The sequence below is a fragment of the Mesorhizobium sp. WSM4310 genome, assembly GCF_007003935.1.
Classification (GTDB): Bacteria; Pseudomonadota; Alphaproteobacteria; order Rhizobiales; family Rhizobiaceae; genus Mesorhizobium.
In genome coordinates this window covers 193,839-212,666 of sequence record NZ_VFTA01000003.1, presented here as the reverse complement: position 1 = coordinate 212,666, position 18,828 = coordinate 193,839, and the positions used below count along the sequence as shown (strand labels likewise).

Annotated in this window: 20 protein-coding genes; 8 read left to right on the top strand and 12 right to left on the bottom strand. The window is 64.1% G+C overall.

Annotated elements, in window-relative coordinates:
• The first annotated feature begins 138 nt into the window (after positions 1-138).
• Positions 139-987, top strand: a complete 849-nt coding sequence (locus FJV80_RS05915; RefSeq protein WP_142875920.1) for a dienelactone hydrolase family protein — start codon at positions 139-141, stop codon at positions 985-987.
• Between the two features lie 9 nt (positions 988-996).
• On the opposite strand, the gene FJV80_RS05910 is transcribed toward FJV80_RS05915, so the two are convergent.
• Positions 997-1,914: a DMT family transporter gene (locus FJV80_RS05910; RefSeq protein ID WP_142875844.1), complete on the bottom strand. Its 918-nt coding sequence runs from the start codon at positions 1,912-1,914 to the stop codon at positions 997-999.
• Between the two features lie 89 nt (positions 1,915-2,003).
• Between FJV80_RS05910 and FJV80_RS05905 the strand changes: the two genes are divergently transcribed.
• A complete protein-coding gene (locus tag FJV80_RS05905) occupies positions 2,004-2,483 on the top strand; it encodes an Lrp/AsnC family transcriptional regulator (RefSeq protein WP_142875843.1) in 480 nt (159 codons plus the stop codon).
• A gap of 45 nt (positions 2,484-2,528) precedes the next feature.
• Here the strand turns inward: FJV80_RS05905 and FJV80_RS05900 are convergent, their stop codons facing one another.
• Both FJV80_RS05900 and FJV80_RS05895 read right to left on the bottom strand, forming a co-directional pair.
• Positions 2,529-2,726 carry a hypothetical protein gene (locus FJV80_RS05900; RefSeq protein WP_010910205.1) on the bottom strand — a complete coding sequence of 66 codons (198 nt, stop codon included), beginning with the start codon at positions 2,724-2,726 and terminating at the stop codon, positions 2,529-2,531.
• Positions 2,727-2,972: 246 nt separating this feature from the next.
• Positions 2,973-3,452 carry a thioesterase family protein gene (locus tag FJV80_RS05895; protein ID WP_142875841.1) on the bottom strand — a complete coding sequence of 160 codons (480 nt, stop codon included), beginning with the start codon at positions 3,450-3,452 and terminating at the stop codon, positions 2,973-2,975.
• A 152-nt stretch (positions 3,453-3,604) separates the two neighbouring features.
• Between FJV80_RS05895 and FJV80_RS05890 the strand changes: the two genes are divergently transcribed.
• From FJV80_RS05890 to FJV80_RS05880, 3 genes are all read left to right on the top strand, one after another.
• Positions 3,605-5,023, top strand: coding sequence for an FAD-linked oxidase C-terminal domain-containing protein (locus FJV80_RS05890; RefSeq protein ID WP_142875839.1), 1,419 nt, complete (start codon positions 3,605-3,607; stop codon positions 5,021-5,023).
• On the top strand, positions 5,024-5,527 hold the full coding sequence (locus FJV80_RS05885) for a hypothetical protein (protein ID WP_142875837.1): 504 nt from the start codon (positions 5,024-5,026) through the stop codon (positions 5,525-5,527).
• A gap of 176 nt (positions 5,528-5,703) precedes the next feature.
• Positions 5,704-6,225, top strand: a complete 522-nt coding sequence (locus tag FJV80_RS05880) for a hypothetical protein (protein WP_095787779.1) — start codon at positions 5,704-5,706, stop codon at positions 6,223-6,225.
• A gap of 30 nt (positions 6,226-6,255) precedes the next feature.
• Here FJV80_RS05880 and FJV80_RS05875 read toward each other — a convergent pair whose 3' ends face one another.
• Entirely contained in the window at positions 6,256-7,242 is a 987-nt protein-coding gene (locus FJV80_RS05875) for a Dyp-type peroxidase (RefSeq protein WP_142875836.1), read from the bottom strand.
• 133 nt (positions 7,243-7,375) lie between these two features.
• Here FJV80_RS05875 and FJV80_RS05870 point away from each other — a divergent pair, with 133 nt between their 5' ends.
• A complete protein-coding gene (locus FJV80_RS05870; protein WP_142875834.1) occupies positions 7,376-11,221 on the top strand; it encodes an AsmA family protein in 3,846 nt (1,281 codons plus the stop codon).
• 35 nt (positions 11,222-11,256) lie between these two features.
• On the opposite strand, the gene FJV80_RS05865 is transcribed toward FJV80_RS05870, so the two are convergent.
• From FJV80_RS05865 to FJV80_RS05855, 3 genes are all read right to left on the bottom strand, one after another.
• Positions 11,257-12,144: an RNA polymerase sigma factor gene (locus FJV80_RS05865; RefSeq protein ID WP_142875832.1), complete on the bottom strand. Its 888-nt coding sequence runs from the start codon at positions 12,142-12,144 to the stop codon at positions 11,257-11,259.
• A 31-nt stretch (positions 12,145-12,175) separates the two neighbouring features.
• Positions 12,176-12,481, bottom strand: coding sequence for a hypothetical protein (locus tag FJV80_RS05860; RefSeq protein WP_142875830.1), 306 nt, complete (start codon positions 12,479-12,481; stop codon positions 12,176-12,178).
• 127 nt (positions 12,482-12,608) lie between these two features.
• A complete protein-coding gene (locus FJV80_RS05855; protein WP_095774041.1) occupies positions 12,609-13,046 on the bottom strand; it encodes a helix-turn-helix domain-containing protein in 438 nt (145 codons plus the stop codon).
• Between the two features lie 150 nt (positions 13,047-13,196).
• On the opposite strand from FJV80_RS05855, the gene FJV80_RS05850 reads away from it, so the two are divergent.
• Positions 13,197-14,993: a chloride channel protein gene (locus FJV80_RS05850; RefSeq protein ID WP_142875828.1), complete on the top strand. Its 1,797-nt coding sequence runs from the start codon at positions 13,197-13,199 to the stop codon at positions 14,991-14,993.
• Here the strand turns inward: FJV80_RS05850 and FJV80_RS05845 are convergent.
• The 4 genes from FJV80_RS05845 to FJV80_RS05830 form a co-directional block, all read right to left on the bottom strand.
• On the bottom strand, positions 14,990-15,217 hold the full coding sequence (locus FJV80_RS05845) for a ribbon-helix-helix domain-containing protein (RefSeq protein WP_140889442.1): 228 nt from the start codon (positions 15,215-15,217) through the stop codon (positions 14,990-14,992). The two genes, FJV80_RS05850 and FJV80_RS05845, sit on opposite strands and share 4 nt — an antisense overlap.
• A gap of 24 nt (positions 15,218-15,241) precedes the next feature.
• Complete coding sequence (locus FJV80_RS05840) at positions 15,242-15,436, bottom strand: DUF4169 family protein (RefSeq protein WP_142875826.1); 195 nt, start codon at positions 15,434-15,436, stop codon at positions 15,242-15,244.
• A 16-nt stretch (positions 15,437-15,452) separates the two neighbouring features.
• Positions 15,453-15,989: an SspB family protein gene (locus tag FJV80_RS05835; protein ID WP_010910193.1), complete on the bottom strand. Its 537-nt coding sequence runs from the start codon at positions 15,987-15,989 to the stop codon at positions 15,453-15,455.
• Between the two features lie 146 nt (positions 15,990-16,135).
• Positions 16,136-16,825, bottom strand: coding sequence for a TetR/AcrR family transcriptional regulator (locus tag FJV80_RS05830; protein WP_142875824.1), 690 nt, complete (start codon positions 16,823-16,825; stop codon positions 16,136-16,138).
• A gap of 187 nt (positions 16,826-17,012) precedes the next feature.
• Here FJV80_RS05830 and FJV80_RS05825 point away from each other — a divergent pair, with 187 nt between their 5' ends.
• The gene (locus FJV80_RS05825; protein ID WP_142875822.1) at positions 17,013-18,218 is read left to right on the top strand and encodes a multidrug effflux MFS transporter; all 1,206 of its coding nucleotides are present in this window, start codon (positions 17,013-17,015) and stop codon (positions 18,216-18,218) included.
• 45 nt (positions 18,219-18,263) lie between these two features.
• On the opposite strand, the gene FJV80_RS05820 is transcribed toward FJV80_RS05825, so the two are convergent.
• Complete coding sequence (locus tag FJV80_RS05820; RefSeq protein ID WP_142875819.1) at positions 18,264-18,815, bottom strand: AAA family ATPase; 552 nt, start codon at positions 18,813-18,815, stop codon at positions 18,264-18,266.
• Positions 18,816-18,828: the final 13 nt, after the last annotated feature.

The following is an 18,828-nucleotide window of genomic DNA, read 5'->3' as shown; positions in this document are numbered from 1 at the left end:
AGGGAACGGAAGCGTCACCGAGCCGTGACTGGACGATGCGGGCCTCGCCCCTATCTTGCGAACGCAAGGACACCAAAGTCGAGGAGCGCCCCCGTGACCAGATCCACCATCGCCGACAAACCTGTCATCACGCAGGCGATGATCGATGCCTATGACGAATACACGCATCTGACGCTCGATCGCCGCCGCTTCATGGAACAGCTGACCAGGCTTGCAGGATCGGGTGCGGCAGCGGCCGCGATCGCGCCGATGCTGGCGGCGAATTCCGCCCAGGCGGCGATCGTTGCCGAAAACGATGCCCGCGTGAAAGGCGAGGACATCAGCTATCCCGGCAGCGGCGGCGAGATAAAGGGCTATCTGGTCAAGCCGGCAAACCAGGCCGGCAAGCTCGGCACGGTCATCGTCATCCACGAAAACCGGGGGCTCAACCCGCACATACGCGACGTCGCCCGGCGCGTGGCGCTGGAGGGGTTCGTGGCGCTGGCGCCGGATTTCCTGTCGCCGCTTGGCGGCACGCCTGATGACGAGGACAAGGCGCGCGACATGTTCACCAAACTCGATCCGACGCAGACCGTCGCCAACGGCGTGGCGACCGTCGCCTTCCTCAAGGCCGACAAGGACGGCAACGGCAAGGTCGGCGCCATCGGCTTCTGCTGGGGTGGCGGCACGGCCAACATGCTGGCCGTCAACGCGCCCGGCCTCGCCGCCAGCGTCGCCTATTACGGCATGCAGCCGAATGCCGCCGATGCCTCGAAGATCAAGGCCGCACTGCTGCTGCACTATGCCGGGCTGGACGATCGCACCAATGCCGGCATCGATGCGTTCAAGAAGGCGCTCGATGCCGCGCATGTCGAATACACGGTCTATGTCTATGAAGGCGCCAACCATGCCTTCAACAACGATACGTCGGCGGCGCGCTACGACAAGAAAGCGGCCGATCTCGCCTGGGGCAGGACGATCGCCTTCCTGAAGCAGAAACTGGCGTAGGCGGTTTGCCTAATCGGTGCTCGCCGGCTTGTGGAAGGCAACGCCGGCGACGACCAGCGCGATCCCCAGGCAATCGCCAAGGCTTGGAATCTGGCGCAACACAATGACGCCGATCAACGTCGCGGTGACCGGCAGCAGCGACAGCATCAGCGCGAAACTCGAGCGCGGCAATCGCGACATGGCAAGCTGGTCGCAGATGTAGGGAATGACCGAGGAGCAGATGCCGACGCCGATGGCGGCGATGAGCAGCGGCGGCGAGAAAAAGGCTGGCAGCGCGTCGCGGAAACCGATCGGCAGCACGACGACGAATGCGACCGCCATGGCGGCACCCAGGCCGGCAATGCCGTCGCCGGCGCCGGAACGGGCGACGCGGTGGCCGAGCACAATGTAGCCGACGAAGAGCGCGCCGTTGAGGAAGGCCCAGAACAGGCCGACGGGATCGATGGACCATCTGACGTCGATCAGGAGCAAGGTGCCGGTGACGGCCACGGCAAGGGCGGCGAGATTGCGCAGGCTCCTGAGACCGACCAGCGCGACGCCGATAGTGCCGACGAATTCGATTGCCGCAACCAGCGAGATCGGCAAGCGGTCGAGGGCCAGGTAGAAGGAGCAGTTCATCACCGAGAGGCAAGCGCCGAAGGCCAGCAACAGCTGCCGCGTCCGGGGATCGGCGCGGGCAAAGCTTCGCCACGGGCGCGTCAGCGGCGCGAAGATCAGTGCGGCGGTGGCGATGCGCAGCCACGCTATGCCGAGCACGCCGACATGGGGGAAGAGCAGCACGGCGAAGGCCGGGCCGAGATAGTGGAAGATGGCGCTGACGCCGAACCAGACATGCGGCGGCAATTTTGTTGCCAGGCCAAGGCCAGAGCCGGTGGAGGCGGGGGCAAGCACAGGGCCTGCCGTGGGAGCTTGCGCTTGATCGTCCATCGGATCAGTATCGCAGGCATTTTCCGCAACCTACATGGATGACGATCGACCTATCTGATCATATCTCTGTCGAAAGCAAGGATTTATCCGTGAAACGCCTTCGAACTGAAAATGTCGATCTCGACGCGGCCGACATGAAGATCCTGCGGCTGCTGGAAAAGGACGCGCGCGCCAGCACGGCGGAACTGGCGCGCTCGGTCGGCCTGTCGGCGCCGAGTGTCGCCGAGCGCATCAAGCGGCTGCAGGAAAACGGCGTGATCGAGGCCTATTGCGTCAAGATCAATCCCGCCGCGCTGGGCCTGAAGCTGTCGGCATGGCTGCGCATCCGGCCGGTGCCGGGGCAATTGTCCGTCGTGGCCGAGATCATCCGTGAAACGCCGGAGATCGCGCAATGCGACCGCGTGACCGGCGAGGATTGCTTCATCGCGCTCGCGCATGTCGGCTCGGTGGCCGAACTCGAACGGGTGATCGACCGCATCATTCCCTATGCAATGACGAATACAGCCATCATCCAGTCGTCACCGGTGGTGGCGCGCTCGCCGCTGGCGGCGGTGAAGCGGTCGCCGTAAAGGTTTGATTGGTTGCCCGGTGTTTTCGCGAGCCGTCTCGCCGGCCTATGCGTGGCCGCGCTTCAAGCGGGCGCGCTTCAGGATGCTGCGCCAGCGAATCATGTCGAACGGGATCGGCTCATTGTTGTTGGCGATGTGGAAGATCTCGTTGTCGACGTTCTTGAGCGAACGCCAGAAATCATAGTCCGTGATGCGCGGATCAGCGGCCAGCCTGTCCACCTCGATCTTGATGTCGGTTTTCATGCACGTCCCTCGAACCGGCTTCGCCCCGCCGTCCGTATCGCAACTCGATGCGGATCGTTTTCGACCGCTCCGCTGAGTCGTTCAACGGCTCAATTGGCTTGTTCCCGTTAAAACCTCGGTAAGGTTAATGCGGGTGCCGGGCGGCTTCAAGCATTGGGGCCGGCCGATTTGGGGGTTCCGCGATTTTGGATTGCCGGTGTGGCTTTGAGGTCCCGTCACTCTGTTCGGAGCGGTGTCGGCTTCGCCCTATTTGCGTTTGATGCCGATCGAGCGGCCGGCACGCTCCGGCATCGGCAGCACGGAATGGGCGGCGCGCATGGCTTCGACCTTGGCCATCACATCGGCGGGGAAGGGCGCGACCTTCGGCCCCGACATGTCGACATGCAGCGACAGTGTCTCGGAGGTGGCGGCGAGCCAGCCATCGATATGGCGGATTTCCTGGTAGGCGCGGAGCCGTTTCTCGTCATGGTCGATGAGTTGGAAGGACACCTGGACCTTGTGGTCGAGATGCAGTTCCTGGACGTAGCAGACATGGACCTCGGCGGTGTAGATGGTGAGACGGCGCCCCTTCACATAGTCCAGCCCCATGCCCATCGCCTCGAAGGCCTCGTCCGAGCAGCGGTCGAACAGCACGTTGTAATAGGCCATGTTGAGATGGCCGTTGTAGTCGATCCAGTCCTTCTCGATGTCCATGGGCCTGGAGACGAAGGGGGCAGGGATGGACATCGAAACTTCCTTGTTCTGGTGCTGGACAAATTGTGGCTGCGAAGACTTTTTTGTTCTGGCGCGATTCCGGACGGAAAACCGCTACACACTTTGCTTTAGGCATCCATAGCTGCATAACAAGCGTGGGCGCTGGTCCATTCGCGGAGGAATTCATGGCTCTGAGCGACCTCAATCCGGTCGAACGCAACGAGGAAGGCATCGCGGCGGTGCTCGGCATCCTCAAGCAGCAGTTCGGCGAGCGTTTTCAGACCGGCCAGGCCATCCGCTCGCAACACGCGCACACCACTACGTATATTCCGACGCAGGCGCCCGATGGTGTCGCTTTCCCGGAGACGGCCGCCGAGGTGCAGGAAATCGTGCGCGCCTGTGCCGCGCATCGTGTGCCGGTCATCGCCTTTGGCGTCGGCTCCTCGCTGGAAGGCCACACCAACGCACCGGGCGGTGGCATTTCGATCGACACGTCGCGGATGAACCGCATCCTCGCGGTCAATCCGCAGGATCTCGACTGCACAGTCGAACCCGGCGTGACGCGCGAGGACCTCAACCGGCATCTGCGCGACACCGGCCTGTTCTTTCCGATCGATCCCGGCGCCAATGCCTCGCTCGGTGGCATGGCGGCGACGCGGGCGTCCGGCACCAATGCGGTGCGCTACGGCACGATGCGCGAGAACGTGCTGTCGCTGACTGCCGTCATGGCCGATGGCGAGACGGTGACGACCGGCAAGCGGGCGAAAAAGAGCTCGGCCGGCTACGATCTGACGCGGCTGCTTGTCGGCTCGGAAGGCACGCTCGGCATCATCACCTCGCTGACACTGAAGCTGCAAGGCATTCCGCAGGCGATCTCCGGCGGCGTCTGCCCGTTCCCGAGCGTCGAGGCGGCCTGCAACGCCGTCATCGCCACGATCCAGATGGGCATTCCGGTGGCGCGCATCGAACTGGTCAATGCGCTGCAGATGCGCGCGATGAAGAATTATTCGAAGCTCGACTATCCCGAGAGCCCGTGCCTGTTCGTCGAGTTCCATGGCAGCGATGCCGGCGTTGCCGAACAGGCCGAGACCTTCGGCATGATCGCCGAGGAAAATGGCGGCGGGCCGTTCCTGTGGACCAGCGTCGCCGAGGAACGCACCAAACTGTGGAAGGCCAGGCACGATGCCTACTGGGCCTCGCTGACGCTGCGGCCGGGCGCCAAGGGGCTGTCGACCGACGTCTGCGTGCCGATCTCGCGCTTTGCCGAATGCGTCACCGAGACCGAGGCCGATATCGCCGAGATGGGCCTGATCGCGCCGATCGTCGGCCATGCCGGCGACGGCAATTTCCACGTGCTGGTGCTGATGGACGTCGACGATCCGAAGGAGATCGCGCTGTCGGAAAAATTCGTCGCGCGGCTCAACATGCGGGCGATCGCCATGGACGGCACCTGCACCGGCGAGCACGGCATCGGTCAGGGCAAGATCGGTTTCATGCGCAGCGAGCTCGGTCACGGCGTCGACATCATGCGCACCATCAAGCTGGCGCTGGACCCGCAAAACATCATGAATCCTGGCAAGATATTGCCGGGCGGCGACCACTAGATGTCGATTGCCGAGACCTTGCTGCCGATCGAGGTGCCGCTGTTGTCCGCAGGCGCGCCGCTGCCTCATGTGTTTGCAGATGAAGGCAGGTTGCTCGTCGCCTACCTCGCCAATGCTCCAGAAACATCTTTCGATGGCACGAAACCGCGCTCGGTTTCGCCGCTGACATGCAACCCGTCAGTCGCCATCCTGGCGGCAGAGCCTTACCTGGCATTTCAGTTCGGCCCGCCGAATGACGAGGCCGTCAGTGGCCATCGTCTCTATCAGTCGGGCTTGCGGGCCTACGAGGCATTTGAGGTCTGCAACTCGTCGTGGATAGCCTCCCTGGAAAAGGCAAATCGGGTTCATTCGTCCCATACAGCCGAACTGTTTTCAGACTATCGGCATTTCATCTTGACGTTCCAAGATTCGACGCTGGAGTTCATCGCCAAGAGTTTCTCGACAAGCCTTCGCAAGGGAGCGGTCTTGACTGCGCTGATGGAGGCCGCCGGAGAGGGCCCCTGACCTCTCTAGGCGGAGGTCTCGCAAGCTCGTCATGCGTGATATTTAAGCCCGGCCTAGTGAAGACAACCCGAACGCGTCAGGACAAAAGCGTCGTCTTGACCGCGCCGTCATTCGGGTCGAGGCTCCTTGCGCGGCAGGTCTGACAAGACAGGCGTTGCCAGCGGAGGAGAACTGTCATGGCCATTTCACGCAAGGAAGAAGCGCGCGCACTGAGTGCCGATGAGAAGGAACTGGTGGAGAAGTCGCATCATCCGGTGGTGCAGGAGCTTTCCGACGTCGACCTTTCCGGACTGGTCAAGCTGCTTCGCGGGCGGCGCGACAAGGCGCAGGCCGAAGCACATCGCCGCCGCCGTGAAATACGCGGCAAGGGCGCGCCGAAGGGCGCTGCCGCTTCAAAGGCCGATGGCGGCTCGCAGGTCAAGCTGGCGGTGCTGGCGATGGCGATGCGGCGGCTCAATGGCGAGGCCGAACGGCGGCGCCAACTGGCGGCCCGCGTTTCACTGGTCGGGAACGCACGCAAGGCGCTGGCGATGAAGCAAAGTGCGCCGGCGGACGGTCCCGCGCACAATTCACGCACGGCTCACAAGGGCATGCGGGCCGTCGCCAACGAGCGGGCGCCGAAGCTGGTCCGGCCGGCGGAACTGGGCCGGCAGCGCAAGGCAGGCAAGGTGGCGCAAGCCAAGCGCGACGCACGCTGATCCCTGCGACAAGGCCTGTCGGCAGCCGCTTTACCGTGCTGCGGGAAGCTGCTGCCGCACGCCCTCGACAAGGGCCTGCAGCATCGGGCGGGTCGGCGCGAAGAATGTCGTGCCGGTCTGCGGTGTCGAGACATCGAGCAGGCGGTCGTAGGCGCCCGGCGGATCGCCGACATACATGCGCTGCAGCATCTTTTCGGTGACCCAGAGATACCTGGAATAGCCGATGAAGTAGGTGCCGAACTCATTCTGCCCGGGCCGGCCGAACGGCATGTTGTCGCGCAATATGTCGTATTCGTTGCCTTCGGCATCCTCGATCGTGGCCAGCGATTTGTGCGATTTGCGCGGGGCTTCGTCATCGTCGATCTCGATGTTGTCGATCTTGGTGCGGCCGATGATCGCCTCCTGCTCAGGCGTCGGAATGCGCGCCCAGGCCTGCATGTCGTGCAGGTATTTCTGGACGACCACATAGGAGCCGCCGGCAAAGTCGCCATCCTCGTCGCCGATCAGCGCCGAGGCCGGCAGGTCGAGGCCGGTCGGGTTGGCAGTGCCGTCGATGAAACCGAGCAGGTCGCGGGCATCGAAATAGCGAAAGCCGGTCACTTCATCGACGACGGTGACATCAGGGCCAAGCCGGTCGAGCAGGATACGCTCGAACTCGAAGCACATGTCGGGCCGTTCGGCCCGGATATGGAACAGAAGGTCGCCCGGTGTGGATGGCGCCGAATGGACCGCGCCCTTGATCGGCGCGAACGGTTTCAGTTCCTGCGGCCGCCGGCGGGGGCTGAGCCGATCCCAGAGATCGCGGCCGATGCCGGCAATGCACGACAGGCGGCCGCCAAGATCGCGGAAACCGACAGTCTTGACCAGATCGTCAAGCTCGCCCAGCACGGAACAGACCTTGGCCAGGGCTGGCTGTTCGCCGGCGACGGTGACGACAAGAAAAATCGCCGATTGCGAAAGCGGCGCATCGACGCTCTGCGCGTCGATCGGTACGCGGTCCCAGTTCTTGCCTGACATCTGAAAAGTCTCCGCTTTTGGCGGATTTGTTTCAGATCGCCTGGGATGACGCAATACTGGATGAATTGCCTCTTTATCGACACGCGGATGCGGGTAGAGTGCGGCAGAATTTCAATCAACCTGTTCGGAGCTGATGCTCGCACGCCTGTTCGTGATCTTCGGTGGCCTGTTCGTGCTGGTGCTGTGCGCGGCGCTGGTGGTCCCGTATTTTGTCGACTGGACCGGCTACCGCGCCCAGTTCGAGCGTGAGGCAAGCGCCATCCTTGGCCGCAAGGTGACCGTGCAGGGCGAAGCCACGGCTAGGCTGTTGCCGTTCCCGTCGGTGACCTTCTCCAACGTTGCCGTTGCCGGCGGCCCCAATGGCCAGCCGGCCATGACCGTCGAGACGTTTTCGATGGATGCCGAACTGGCGCCATTCCTGCGCGGCGAGGTGCTGATCTTCGACATGCGGCTGGTGCACCCGAAGGCGACCATCGATATTGCCAATGACGGCACCGTCGACTGGGCGATGCGGCCGTCCTCGCCCTTCGACCTCAACCAGATCTCGATCGAGAAGCTGACGGTGACGGAAGGGCAGATCGAACTGCGCCATGCCGCCGGTGGACGCAGCCATATCTTTTCCGAGATCAATTCGACCATTTCGGCCAAGTCTCTGGCCGGCCCGTGGCGCATGGACGGCACGTTGCGGCTCGACGGATTGCGCACCACTGTCGCGGCATCGACCGGCAAGGCCGAAGGCAACGGCCAGATGCGGCTGCGGCTGAAGGCCGATCCCGACGCCTATCCGCTGGTCATCGAAACCGACGGCAATGCCGGCATCGCCAATGGTGCCGCCGTTTATTCCGGCCAGTTCAAGATCTCCAGCGCCGATAAGAATTCAGCTCAATTGCGCGGCACTGGTGGCGAGACGGTGAAGGTCAGCGCCGGCAAGCCCGATCCGGGCTTTCGCCTGAACGGCAAGTTCTCGCTGGACCACCAGAAGCTTGCCGTCGATGAATTCCGTTTCGAAACCGGGCCACTGGACAATCCCTACACCGCCGAAGGCAAGGCTTCTGTCGATCTCGGCCAGAAGCCTAATTTCGCCATCGAGGCCAATGGCGCGCAGGTGCAGTTCGACGAGGCGGTGGGCGCAGAAGCCGGCGCCGGCCTGACGCTCGACCAGCGCATCGCCGGGCTCGAGCAGGCGCTGATCGCTCTGCCGAAGCCGACCATCCCCGGCACCGTCGAGGTGAAGCTGCCGGCTGTGGTGGCCGGCGACACCACCGTGCGTGACGTGCATCTGTCCGCCGAGCCGGCCGAGGGCGGCTGGTCGGTCAAATCGCTGGCCGCGACCTTGCCCGGACGCACCACGCTGGAAGCCGACGGCATGCTCAGCGTCGAGGGCCATTTCGGCTTCACCGGCTCGCTGCTGCTGGCCGTGGCGCAGCCATCCGGTTTTGCCGCCTGGCTGTCGAAAGATGTGGACGAGGCGATCCGCCGTCTGCCCGCGGCCGGCTTCAAGGCCAAGGTCGACCTGACGGAAAAACGCCAGGCCTTCAGCGATCTCGAGCTGATCCTGGGCAAGGCGAAATTCTCCGGCCGCATCGATTCCAGCCAGCCTGACGAAGCCAGGCCATCGGTTCTGATGCGGCTCGAAGGCGGTGAGCTCGACGTCGACGGGCTGGCGGCCTTCGCCTCGATCTTCGTCAGCGACAAGGGCGCCAACCGCTTTGCCGACCGCGATCTCGATTTCCAGATCAAGGCCGGGCCCGTCAGCGCCGGCGGGCTGACCGCCGATACGGTGGATACCGCGCTCAGGCTGCGTGACGGCTTGCTCGAAGTCGACCGGCTGTCGGTCGGCGGATTGGCCGGCGCCTCGATAAGCGCCACCGGCCGGATCAAGGATTTCCCGGCGAGCCCGACCGGCAAGCTCGACGCATCGGTTGTCGCGGTGGACCTCAAGCCGCTGATCGACGTCGCCGCGCAGCATTATCCCGACAATGCGGTGCTGAAGGGGCTGGCGAGCCGCGCTGCCGCCTATCCCGACCTGTTCCAGGACGCACGCGTCGACCTCGTGGCAAGTGCCGCCGACAATGGCGATGGCACGACGGGCCTGGCGGTGAGCGGACAGGGCAACGCCGGCGGCTCGGCCTTTTCGGCTTCGCTGTCGGGGAAGGGCGCGCCGGACAAGCTTCTCGAGGCGCCGGTGACATTGACCTTCAACGCCAAAAACCCGGATGCGACGGCGCTGCTGGCGCTTTACGGCCTGCCGGCGCTGCCGCTCGGCATGCTGGGCGAGGCAACGACCGACATCCAGGCCAAAGGCACATTGGGCGGCGGGCTGGCGACGACTTTCAGCCTTGCCGGCAATGACTTCAAGGCCAGCTTCGAGGGAACCGTTGCCGACACGCCGCAAGGGCCTGCCGCCAAGGGCAAGATCAATCTGGATGCGGCCGACATCGAACCGTGGCTGATGACGTCGGGCATCGGCCTGCCGGGCATGGGGGCAGGCATGTCGACATCGCTTTCGGCGCAGGGCGACTATGGCAATGGGCTGCTCGTGCTGGACAATGTCAGCGGCGCGATCAACGAGGCGGCGGTGTCCGGCGACGTCAACATCGACGCCAAGGACGGCGTGCCACATCTGGCGGGCGCGCTGGCACTCGACGAGCTCGATCTCGATCCGATGGCCGTGGCGCTGTTCGGCGATTCCGCTTTCCTTGTCGAGAAGAATGGCGCCGACAAAAGCGCGAGCGAGAAGGGCGGCTCCTGGCCGGCAGCACCCTTCAGCCAGAAGTCCAGCCTGCCGTTTACCGCCGCTCTCGACCTGACGACGGCGGCGCTTGCCGCCGGACCGTTCGCCACCGCCTATGACGCCGCTTTTTCGCTGAAGCTCGACCAGGAAGGCATCCGCGTTTCGGACCTGAAGGCAAAATTTCTTGGTGGGGCGCTGACTGGACTGTTCGAGTTGAAGAACAATGAGGGCACCGGGCTTTTCACCGGCCAGATGAAGCTGGCGGGCGCCGATCTGGCAACCGTATTGCCAGATACCGGCATTGGCGGCGTCGGCGATTTCTCGACGACGCTGTCGACCAGCGGCAAGTCGGTCGATGCGATGATCGCCGCCCTCTCGGGTTCCGGCACGGCGACGCTCAGGGGTTTGCAGGTGGCGGGCGTCAATCCCGACGCGTTCAACGCTCTGCTGGCCAAGGCGGACGCGATCGGGCGCGACATCGATGCGGCCAAGACCGCTGATTTCGCGCCCGGGATCGCCGCCGATGGCAATTTCCCCGCCGGGAATGCCGACATCGCCTTCACGATCGCCGGCGGCACGCTGAGGGCACCGCCGATCAGCCTCGAAAACCCGAAGGCGACCTTGTCCGCCGATGTCACGGCCGATCTCAATACCAGCACGGTTTCCGCCAAGGGCGCCATTACCTATCGGCCCGGCGATGAGGCGCTGGTCGGCTCCGAGCCGGTCGTCAATTTCACCGCCGAGGGGCCGTTCGGCGCCGTCAAACGGCAGTTCGACAGCGAGCCTTTGGCGCAGTTCCTGACCCAGCGCGCGCTGGAGAAGGAGCAGCAGCGCGTCGAGGCGATGCAGGCGGCGTTGCTGGAGAAGCAACGCCTGCGGCGCGAAGTGCGCTACTATGCGGCACTGCAGGACGCGCGCGACAAGGCCGCCGAGGAACTGCGCCAGCAGGAAGAGGCGGCGCGGCTGAAAGCCGAGGCCGATGCCAAGGCGAAAGCGGAGGCTGACGCCCAGGCGCAGGCTGAAGCGGATGCCAAGGCGCAGGCCGAGCAGGAGCGCCAGAAGGCGGAAGAGGCGATGCGCATCGCCACGCAGGAAAAGGCCAGGCTGGAAGCCGAACGCAAGGCAGCCGAACAGGCGCCCAAGGTCGAGCCTGCGCCGTTGCCGCAAGCCAACGACAACCCGCCGCCAGCCAAGCCGAAGTCCAATCCGTTTACGATCGATAATTTGTTGAAGTCGTTGCAGTAGGGCAGTAGGGCGAGCCTTCCCGTCCCGAAATCGTGTCAGAGAACGAGCATCTCGGCACTGTCAGCGACATAGCGGGCGTGGCGGAAATCGCGGATGGCGGCAAGCCTGCCATCCTGCCAGGCCAGCAGGATGAAATAGGCGGGTCGCGCCGTCGGGTCGTTGGGATTGCGGACGAGGATTGCCGGCCTGTCTTCAACGAAGCCGGGTACGAGATGCCAATCCTGCACCTTGGAATAGTTGCCGAAATAGGTGCCGACTTCCTTGCTGCCGTTGAGCCGTGCCCTGGCCACCAGTTCCAGCCGCACCTCTTCAGCCAGCATATCGCGCACCGCGTCGAAATCACGGGCATTGAAGCGATCGATATAGGCGTTGAGCAACTGACGTTCGGCAGCGCTCAGTCTCGGGAGAGGGCGGTCGTCGGGCTCGTGCGCAATCTGGCGCAGCCGGTCGCGGCCGCGATGCAGCGCGGCCTTGACCGCGGGGATGCTGGTATCGAGCGTGGCGCTGATCTCCTGCAGGGAGTAGCCCAGAACGTCCATCATGATGACGCTGCTTCGCTGCGTGACGGGAAGGCGCATGAAGGTATGCAGCCCCGCAGAAGCGGCCTGGCGATCGATGGTGGGATTCGCCGGGTCGACGATCATGTCCAAATCCTCGTCGGAATAGGCCTGTTCGCGGGTGCGGCGGCGCAGGAAATCGAGCGCCGTATTGTGGGCTATGCGAAACAGCCAGCCTTCCGGATTGGCGATCGGGCCGGCACCGGGCAAGGCCTCGATCGCCTTGGCCAGCGCCTCCTGCAACACATCCTCGCCATCGAAGACCGAGCCCGTCATGCGAGCACAGTAGCGGTGCAGCTTGGGGCGCAATTCCCCAAACAGGCGCTCGAAGAGCCCACGCTGCCCGCCGGGAATGGGAATGTTCATGAGCCTCCGTTCTGCGCCTCGTCTGCCTCGATCAGGCATCCAGCATCCGGTAGCTGCCTATCACGGCCATCTCGTCGCGTTGCGGAGATTCGCTGCAGCGATCCCCGAAGCCGCTTTGAAAAGCCTTGAATGTGGCCAGGCCGGTGATGCTATCAGAATGCGCATCGGTTTGCGTTTCGACCAGATGGATGAATGTCCCATCGGCGGCGCGCAACGTGAGGTAGCGGACGCCGTCCGGCGATTTGTCGCGTAATTCCTGGAAAACGGCCTGGATCAGCCGCTCGTTCTCATCGGCTCGTTCGGGCTTCATCTTGTAGCGTATCAGATGGCGTTTCATCGCTGGTCTTCCTCTCGATTGCCTTGCGCGCCCTTTGGCCCTCTCATCGCCTAGACGATGCCGGGAAGCCAAAAGATGCGGGCACCCGAAAAATAAAAAGCGCCATTCAGCGCAGGATGCCGAAGCGTCACTCGCGGCCCTGATCGAGCAGACGCCTCAGCATGGGCTCGATGCGCGAAAGCTCGTCGAGATGCGCCGCCGACAGTTCGGCCAGGCGATCGTCGGCGCGTTCGGTCAGCCGCAGCAGCACGCGGCGATGGTCGTCCTTGTCCTGATCGCGCACGACCATGCCGGCTTCACTCAGGCGGTTGACCAGCTCGACGGCGCTGTGATGGCGGATGCGCAGGCGCTCCGCCAGATCGCCGACCGTCATCGGTCCGCCGCCCGGATAACCCTTGATCGCCAGCAAGGCCTGATGCTGGCGCGGCGTCAGCCCGGCGTCTTCGGCCTGCAGCTGGCTGAATTCGAGGAAGCGGCGGATCAGATAGCGAAACTCCGACAGCCGCTGGTAGTCGGCCAATTCGATGGTGGGGCGAGATTTCCTGGGCTGCGTCATTCCCGACATTTGTTCCATTCCGGCCAAAGGCTCAAACGGTTTTGATGGAGAACCAGCTTGAATTTATATCGTGTTACGATACATAGCGAGCCGACACAGCCGGCCGGCGTCTTCGCCGTGCCGCGTATTCGAGATCCGGCCGTCGCCAGAAAGCCCGCCATGAAGCTCTCCGAAAACAACCATCTCAGGGATTTCACCACCGATGCGCGGGTGCTGACCATCGCTACCATCGCCGTGGTGGTCGCCACGGCTGGGCTGTTCGCCGGCATCGTGCTTTTGAAACTGATCCGGCTTGCCACCAACATTGCCTATTTTGGCCAGTTCACGTTCGCCGATCTGAAATTGCAGGATACGCCGCTTGGGCTTGCAGCGGTGGTGGTGCCGGTCATCGGCGCCCTGATCATCGGGCTGATGGCGCGCTACGGCAGCGAGAAGATCCGTGGCCATGGCATTCCCGAAGCGATCGAGGCGATCCTGCTCGGGCGCTCGAAACTCGATGCCAAGGTTGCGATCCTGAAGCCGTTGTCGTCGGCGATCTCGATCGGCTCAGGCGGGCCGTTCGGCGCCGAAGGCCCAATCATCATGACCGGCGGCGCGATCGGCTCGCTGATCGCGCAGATGCTGCCGGTCACCGACAATGAACGCAAGACGCTACTGGTGGCGGGCGCGGCAGCGGGCATGACCACCGTGTTCGGCACGCCGATCGCGGCCATCATGCTGGCGGTGGAACTGCTGCTGTTCGAATGGACGCCGCGCTCCTTCATTCCCGTGGCGGTTGCCGCGATCATTGCCGAGGTCGAGCGCACCGTGCTGCATTTGCCTGGGCCGATCTTTCCGTTTCAGGGCGGCATGGCGGTCTCGTTCACCGGGCTTGGCGGCTGGGTTCTGGTCGGCATCTGCGCCGGCCTGCTGTCGGGGCTGCTCACCCAGATGGTCTATGCCTGCGAGGACGCCTTCCAGAAACTGCCCATCCACTGGATGTGGTGGCCGATGATCGGCGGCCTGGTGGTCGGCATTGGCGGGCTGATCGAGCCGCGGGCGCTCGGCGTCGGCTACGACAACATCGCCGACATGCTGGATGGCCGCACGCTCGCGGCCGCCGCGCTGCTGCTGCTGGTGGTCAAGGCCATCATCTGGTCGGTGGCGCTCGGTTCGGGAACATCAGGGGGCGTGCTGGCGCCACTGCTGATCATGGGTGGCGCAATGGGGGCGGTGCTCGCCGGCATCCTGCCCGCGGCGGATCCGGGCTTCTGGGCCCTGCTGGCGATGTCGGCGACCATGGGCGGCACGATGCGGGCGCCGCTGACGGCGACGTTCTTTGCCGTGGAACTGACTGGCAACACGCATGTGCTGGTGCCGCTGATCGCGGCTTGTGCCGCGGCGCACGCCGTCACCGTGCTCCTGATGAAACGGTCGATCCTGACCGAGAAGATCGCCAGGCGCGGGCACCACCTCGTGCGCGAATACCGCGTCGACCCGTTCGCGCTGACCAGGGTGCGCGAGGTGATGACGGCGCAGGTCGAGAGCGTGCCGGCGACGATGACGCTGCATGGCGCGGCGGCGTTCCTGACCGCGCCGCAAACCCGGCATCCGAGCTTCCCGGTCATCGACGAGAACAGGCGGGTGCTCGGCCTCATCGATCCGCCGGCGATCCTGCGCTGGCGCCGTGCCGGCAAGCACAGGACGACGACGCTCGGCGACCTGCTTGCTGGAAGCAAGGTGACGCTTGCCTATCCCGACGAATATCTGGAAGGCCTCTCCGACAAGCTGTTGATGGCCAATGTCTCGCATCTACCGGTCGTGACCCGCGAAAGCCTGCAACTGATCGGCTATGTCGGCTGGAAGGACCTGATGCGCGTGCGGTCGAGGAAACAGGCCGAGGAACGCGACCGTTCGACCTTGCTTGGCTTCGGCACCAGGCGCGGGAGAAAGGCGGACGCGGTCGAAGGCGTCTAGCCCAAGCCAGCTCCGCGCTTCGCCCATTCCAGGACATGAAGCCGCAGCGCCGAGGACAGGTTGGTGTCGCGGGGCCGCGTCTCATCGACTTCGGCGACGAGTGCGGCCAGCGTCAGCTTTCTCGCCGCCGCGATGGCGACGAGGTCGTCATAGAAGGGCTTTTCGAGGGAATAGCTGGTGCGATGGCCGCGAATGGTCACCGAACGCTTTTCGACGACGCTCACGGCCGGAGACTCACTGCCGGAGACTCACTGCTTGTGCTTGCCGGACGGGTCGAGGCGATGGCCGGCGACAAATTTTTCGGCCTTGTCGGCATTCAGCCGGTCGCGTTGCTTGTCCGCCTTGGAACGGCCATGCAGGGCCCGGTTCTGTTCGGCGACGCGCGCTTTCTCGTCCCGCGCCTTCTGCTTGCGAGCCTGGCGGAGATTGACGATGTCGGCCATGGCGCGGACCGCGAAGCTATTTCTTGCGGAAGGCGTCGAGCGAAACCACTTCGGCGCCCTTGGCGCCGGCCTCGGTTGCGGCGGGCTTCTTCTCCGGCTCGGCTGCAGCCTTCTTCTCGGCCTTCGGCTTCTTCTCGGAAACGATGGTCAGCGGCTCGGACGCCGGCTGGGCCGGTTCCTCTTCAGGCTGCGCATCGGTCTTGACGTCGAACTCGAGCTCGAAATTCACCGAGGGATCATAGAAGCCACGCACGGCCGAGAACGGGATTTCAAGTTTCTCCGGCACGTCGGAGAAGGACAGGCCAACCTCGAAGCCGGTGTCGGTCACCTTGAGGTCCCAGTACTGGAACTGGATGACGATGGTCATCTGCTCGGGATAGCGCTCGCGCAGGCGCGACGACACGCGCACGCCGGGCGCGCCGGTCAGGAAGGTGATGAAGAAATGATGGTTGCCGGGGAGGCCGGTGCGTGCGACCTCGGCCAGGACCTTGCGCATGACGCCGCGCAACGCCTCCTGGGCCAGAATGTCGTAGCGGATGTGGTCGTCGGCCATGTGGTGGTCGGGTTCCGTTGAATCGTCCGCATAGCTGTAATCAAGCTTGAGCGCGGCGTAAACCTGATATAGCCCACCGTCGCGTCGAAGCGAGGACTATTGCCAACGATTTGATCGGCAAGGCGGCTTTGCGGCAACCGCAAATGTTATGCATTAGCCAGCGCAGTGTGCTTTTTGACGTTGCCCGGGGAAGGGCGTCTGCCAAAAGCGCGCAGGAAGGTGCGCACGCCATTCGTCGCCGATTGCACCACTTCGTCCTCACGCGGCGTGCCGCCGAGCATGAAGGTGGTCTGCAGTTCGGCATTGACCAGGCCGAAGAACTGGCGCGCCGCGACGTCGGGGTCATCGATGGTGAGGTAACCGCCATAGGCGAGGCGGGCGAAGCGGGCGGCGATTGCCGGCCACGTCGTGCCCGGACCCTGTTCGCGCCATTCGGCAAACAGTTCGGGGTAGCGTTCGCCTTCGGTCTGGATCAGCTTGCGCAGGAATTTTCCGTCGCGGTTGCAGATGCAGTTCTGATTCAGGCGCACGGCAAAGCCGATCAAATCCGCTTCGAGATCGCCGGGCTGGTCAGGGAAGGTGGCAATGGTGGCGAAGATGCCGACATTGCAGCGATCCGTGAGGTCGCGCACCACGGCCATGAAGAGCTTTTCCTTGTCGCCATGGTGATTGTAGACGGTCTGCCGCGAGACGCCGGCCTCCGCCGCGATCAGGTCGATATTGGCGCCGGCGAAGCCTTCGCGGCAGAACACGCCGGCGGCGGCGTCGACGATCGACAGGCGCTTGGCCTCATGGCCGCGTGGCGGGAAAGTGTCAGGAGAAACGCTGGCTCTCATGAAAATCTATATAGAGGTGATTGACGATTTAGACAAGGCTGTCTAAATTTGTGGACATGCGATAAAGAGATTTCGCGCCGGGAGACGACAAGATTCGCTGCTGGAGTGTCGGAACCTCACGGGATGGAACGTCCTAGGTCAGACGTCGCCTGGCGGTGGCAACCAGATTTCGAAAGAAGCCAATATCATGAGTCCCAAATTCCTCCGCATCGCGGTCGTGCTCGGCCTGTTGTCCGCCATCGGCCCCTTCGCGATCGACATGTATCTTCCCGCTTTGCCGTCGATCGGCGCGGATCTGCACGCCGGCACCGCCGCCGTGCAGATGAGCCTGCTGATCTTCTTCCTGTCGATGGGGTTCGGCCAGATCGTCGTCGGGCCGATCTCCGACATGGTCGGCCGCAAGCTGCCGCTCTATGGCGGTCTTGCGCTGTTCATGGTCGGCGGCATCGGTTCGGCAATGGCGCCGACCATCGAGTGGCTGATCGCCTTCCGCTTCCTGCAGGGCCTTGGCGCCAGCGCCGGCATGGCCGTGCCGCGCGCCATCGTGCGCGACCTGCACACCGGCAATGAGGCGGCCAAGCTGATGTCGTTGCTGATGCTGGTGTTTTCGGTGTCGCCGATCCTGGCGCCGCTGACCGGCAGCCAGATCATCGAGAATTTCGGCTGGCGCGCCGTGTTCTGGACGGTGACCGCTGCGGCAGCCCTTGCCACCATCCTGCTCGCGACCTCGCTTAAGGAAACGCGGCCGGCGGCGGAGCGCGTCGGTTCTTCCTTCGGCACCGCGCTTGCCGGCTATCGCTTCCTGATGGGCGACCGCAACTTCCTCGGCCTGGTGGCGATCGCCGGCTTCGGCATTGCGAGCTTCTTCGTCTACCTGTCGAGCTCGTCCTTCATCCTGATCGACCATTACGGGCTGTCGCCTTCGGTCTACAGCGTGTTCTTCTCGATCAACGCGGTGGCCTTCATCGGCATGTCGCAGCTGACGGGCCTGCTGGCCGAGCGTTTCGGGCTGCGGCGCGTGGTGCGCGTCGCGGTCACCGGCTACGCCTCGACGATGGTGGTGCTGCTGGCGATCATGGCGACGGGCGTCGACCGGCTCGACGTGATGGCGGCCCTGCTGTTCGTCGGCTACGGCTTCCTCGGCCTGGTCATCCCGACCACCTCGGTGCTGGCCATGGAAGAACATGGCGAGATCGCCGGAACGGCCTCGGCACTGATGGGCACGCTGCACTTCGCCATCGGCGCGCTCGCCATGGGCGTCGCCGGCGTGTTCTTCGACGGCACGCCGCTGCCGATGGTCGCCGGCATCACGCTCTGCGCGGTGATTTCCTTCACGCTGGCAAAGGTCACGCTCGGCCGCTCGCGCGAGGCGGTCGAAGCGCCGGCGGAATAGGCATTGCTCGCAAGCGCACGAAAAGGCCGGGTTCCCCCGGCCTTTTCATTTCAGCCCTGCCTCGGCCAATACGAAACGCAACCGTGTCTCGACTGGCGCCAGGGGCAGCGGAACCAGCTCGTAACCCAGCTCCACATAGACGCCGGCCAGCGCATGGTAAGTGCGCTCGGCCTCGTCTGATGTCTGCTTGCGCTCTTGATCCTGCATGAAAATGCCAGGCCAGGGCGGGGCGATGAACACGCGCGGATTGTAGCGGAAGCGCTTGATGGCGGTGCTGATGTGTTCTGCCACGGGCAGGCCGCTCAGCCTGAGATAGCCGAGCGTGTCCGGCAAGCCGCGATCGAAGAAGACCGGTCCCTTCTGTTCGACCGCGTTCCGATATGAGCGCATTTCCCACGACAGCATGAGTTCGGCGAACAGCGCGCGGTCGCTCCAGGGCAGGGCGGTTCCGCCTATCGAGGACTGGTCGCGGATGATGCCGCGCCCGGCTTCGACTGAAGTCGCAAAGCCCGCCCCGCGCAGGGCTTCGATCAAAGTGGTCTTGCCGGAGCCCGGGCCACCGGTCAGCACGAAGAATCGATCGGAATCGTTTTGCATTCCTGTCCATGGA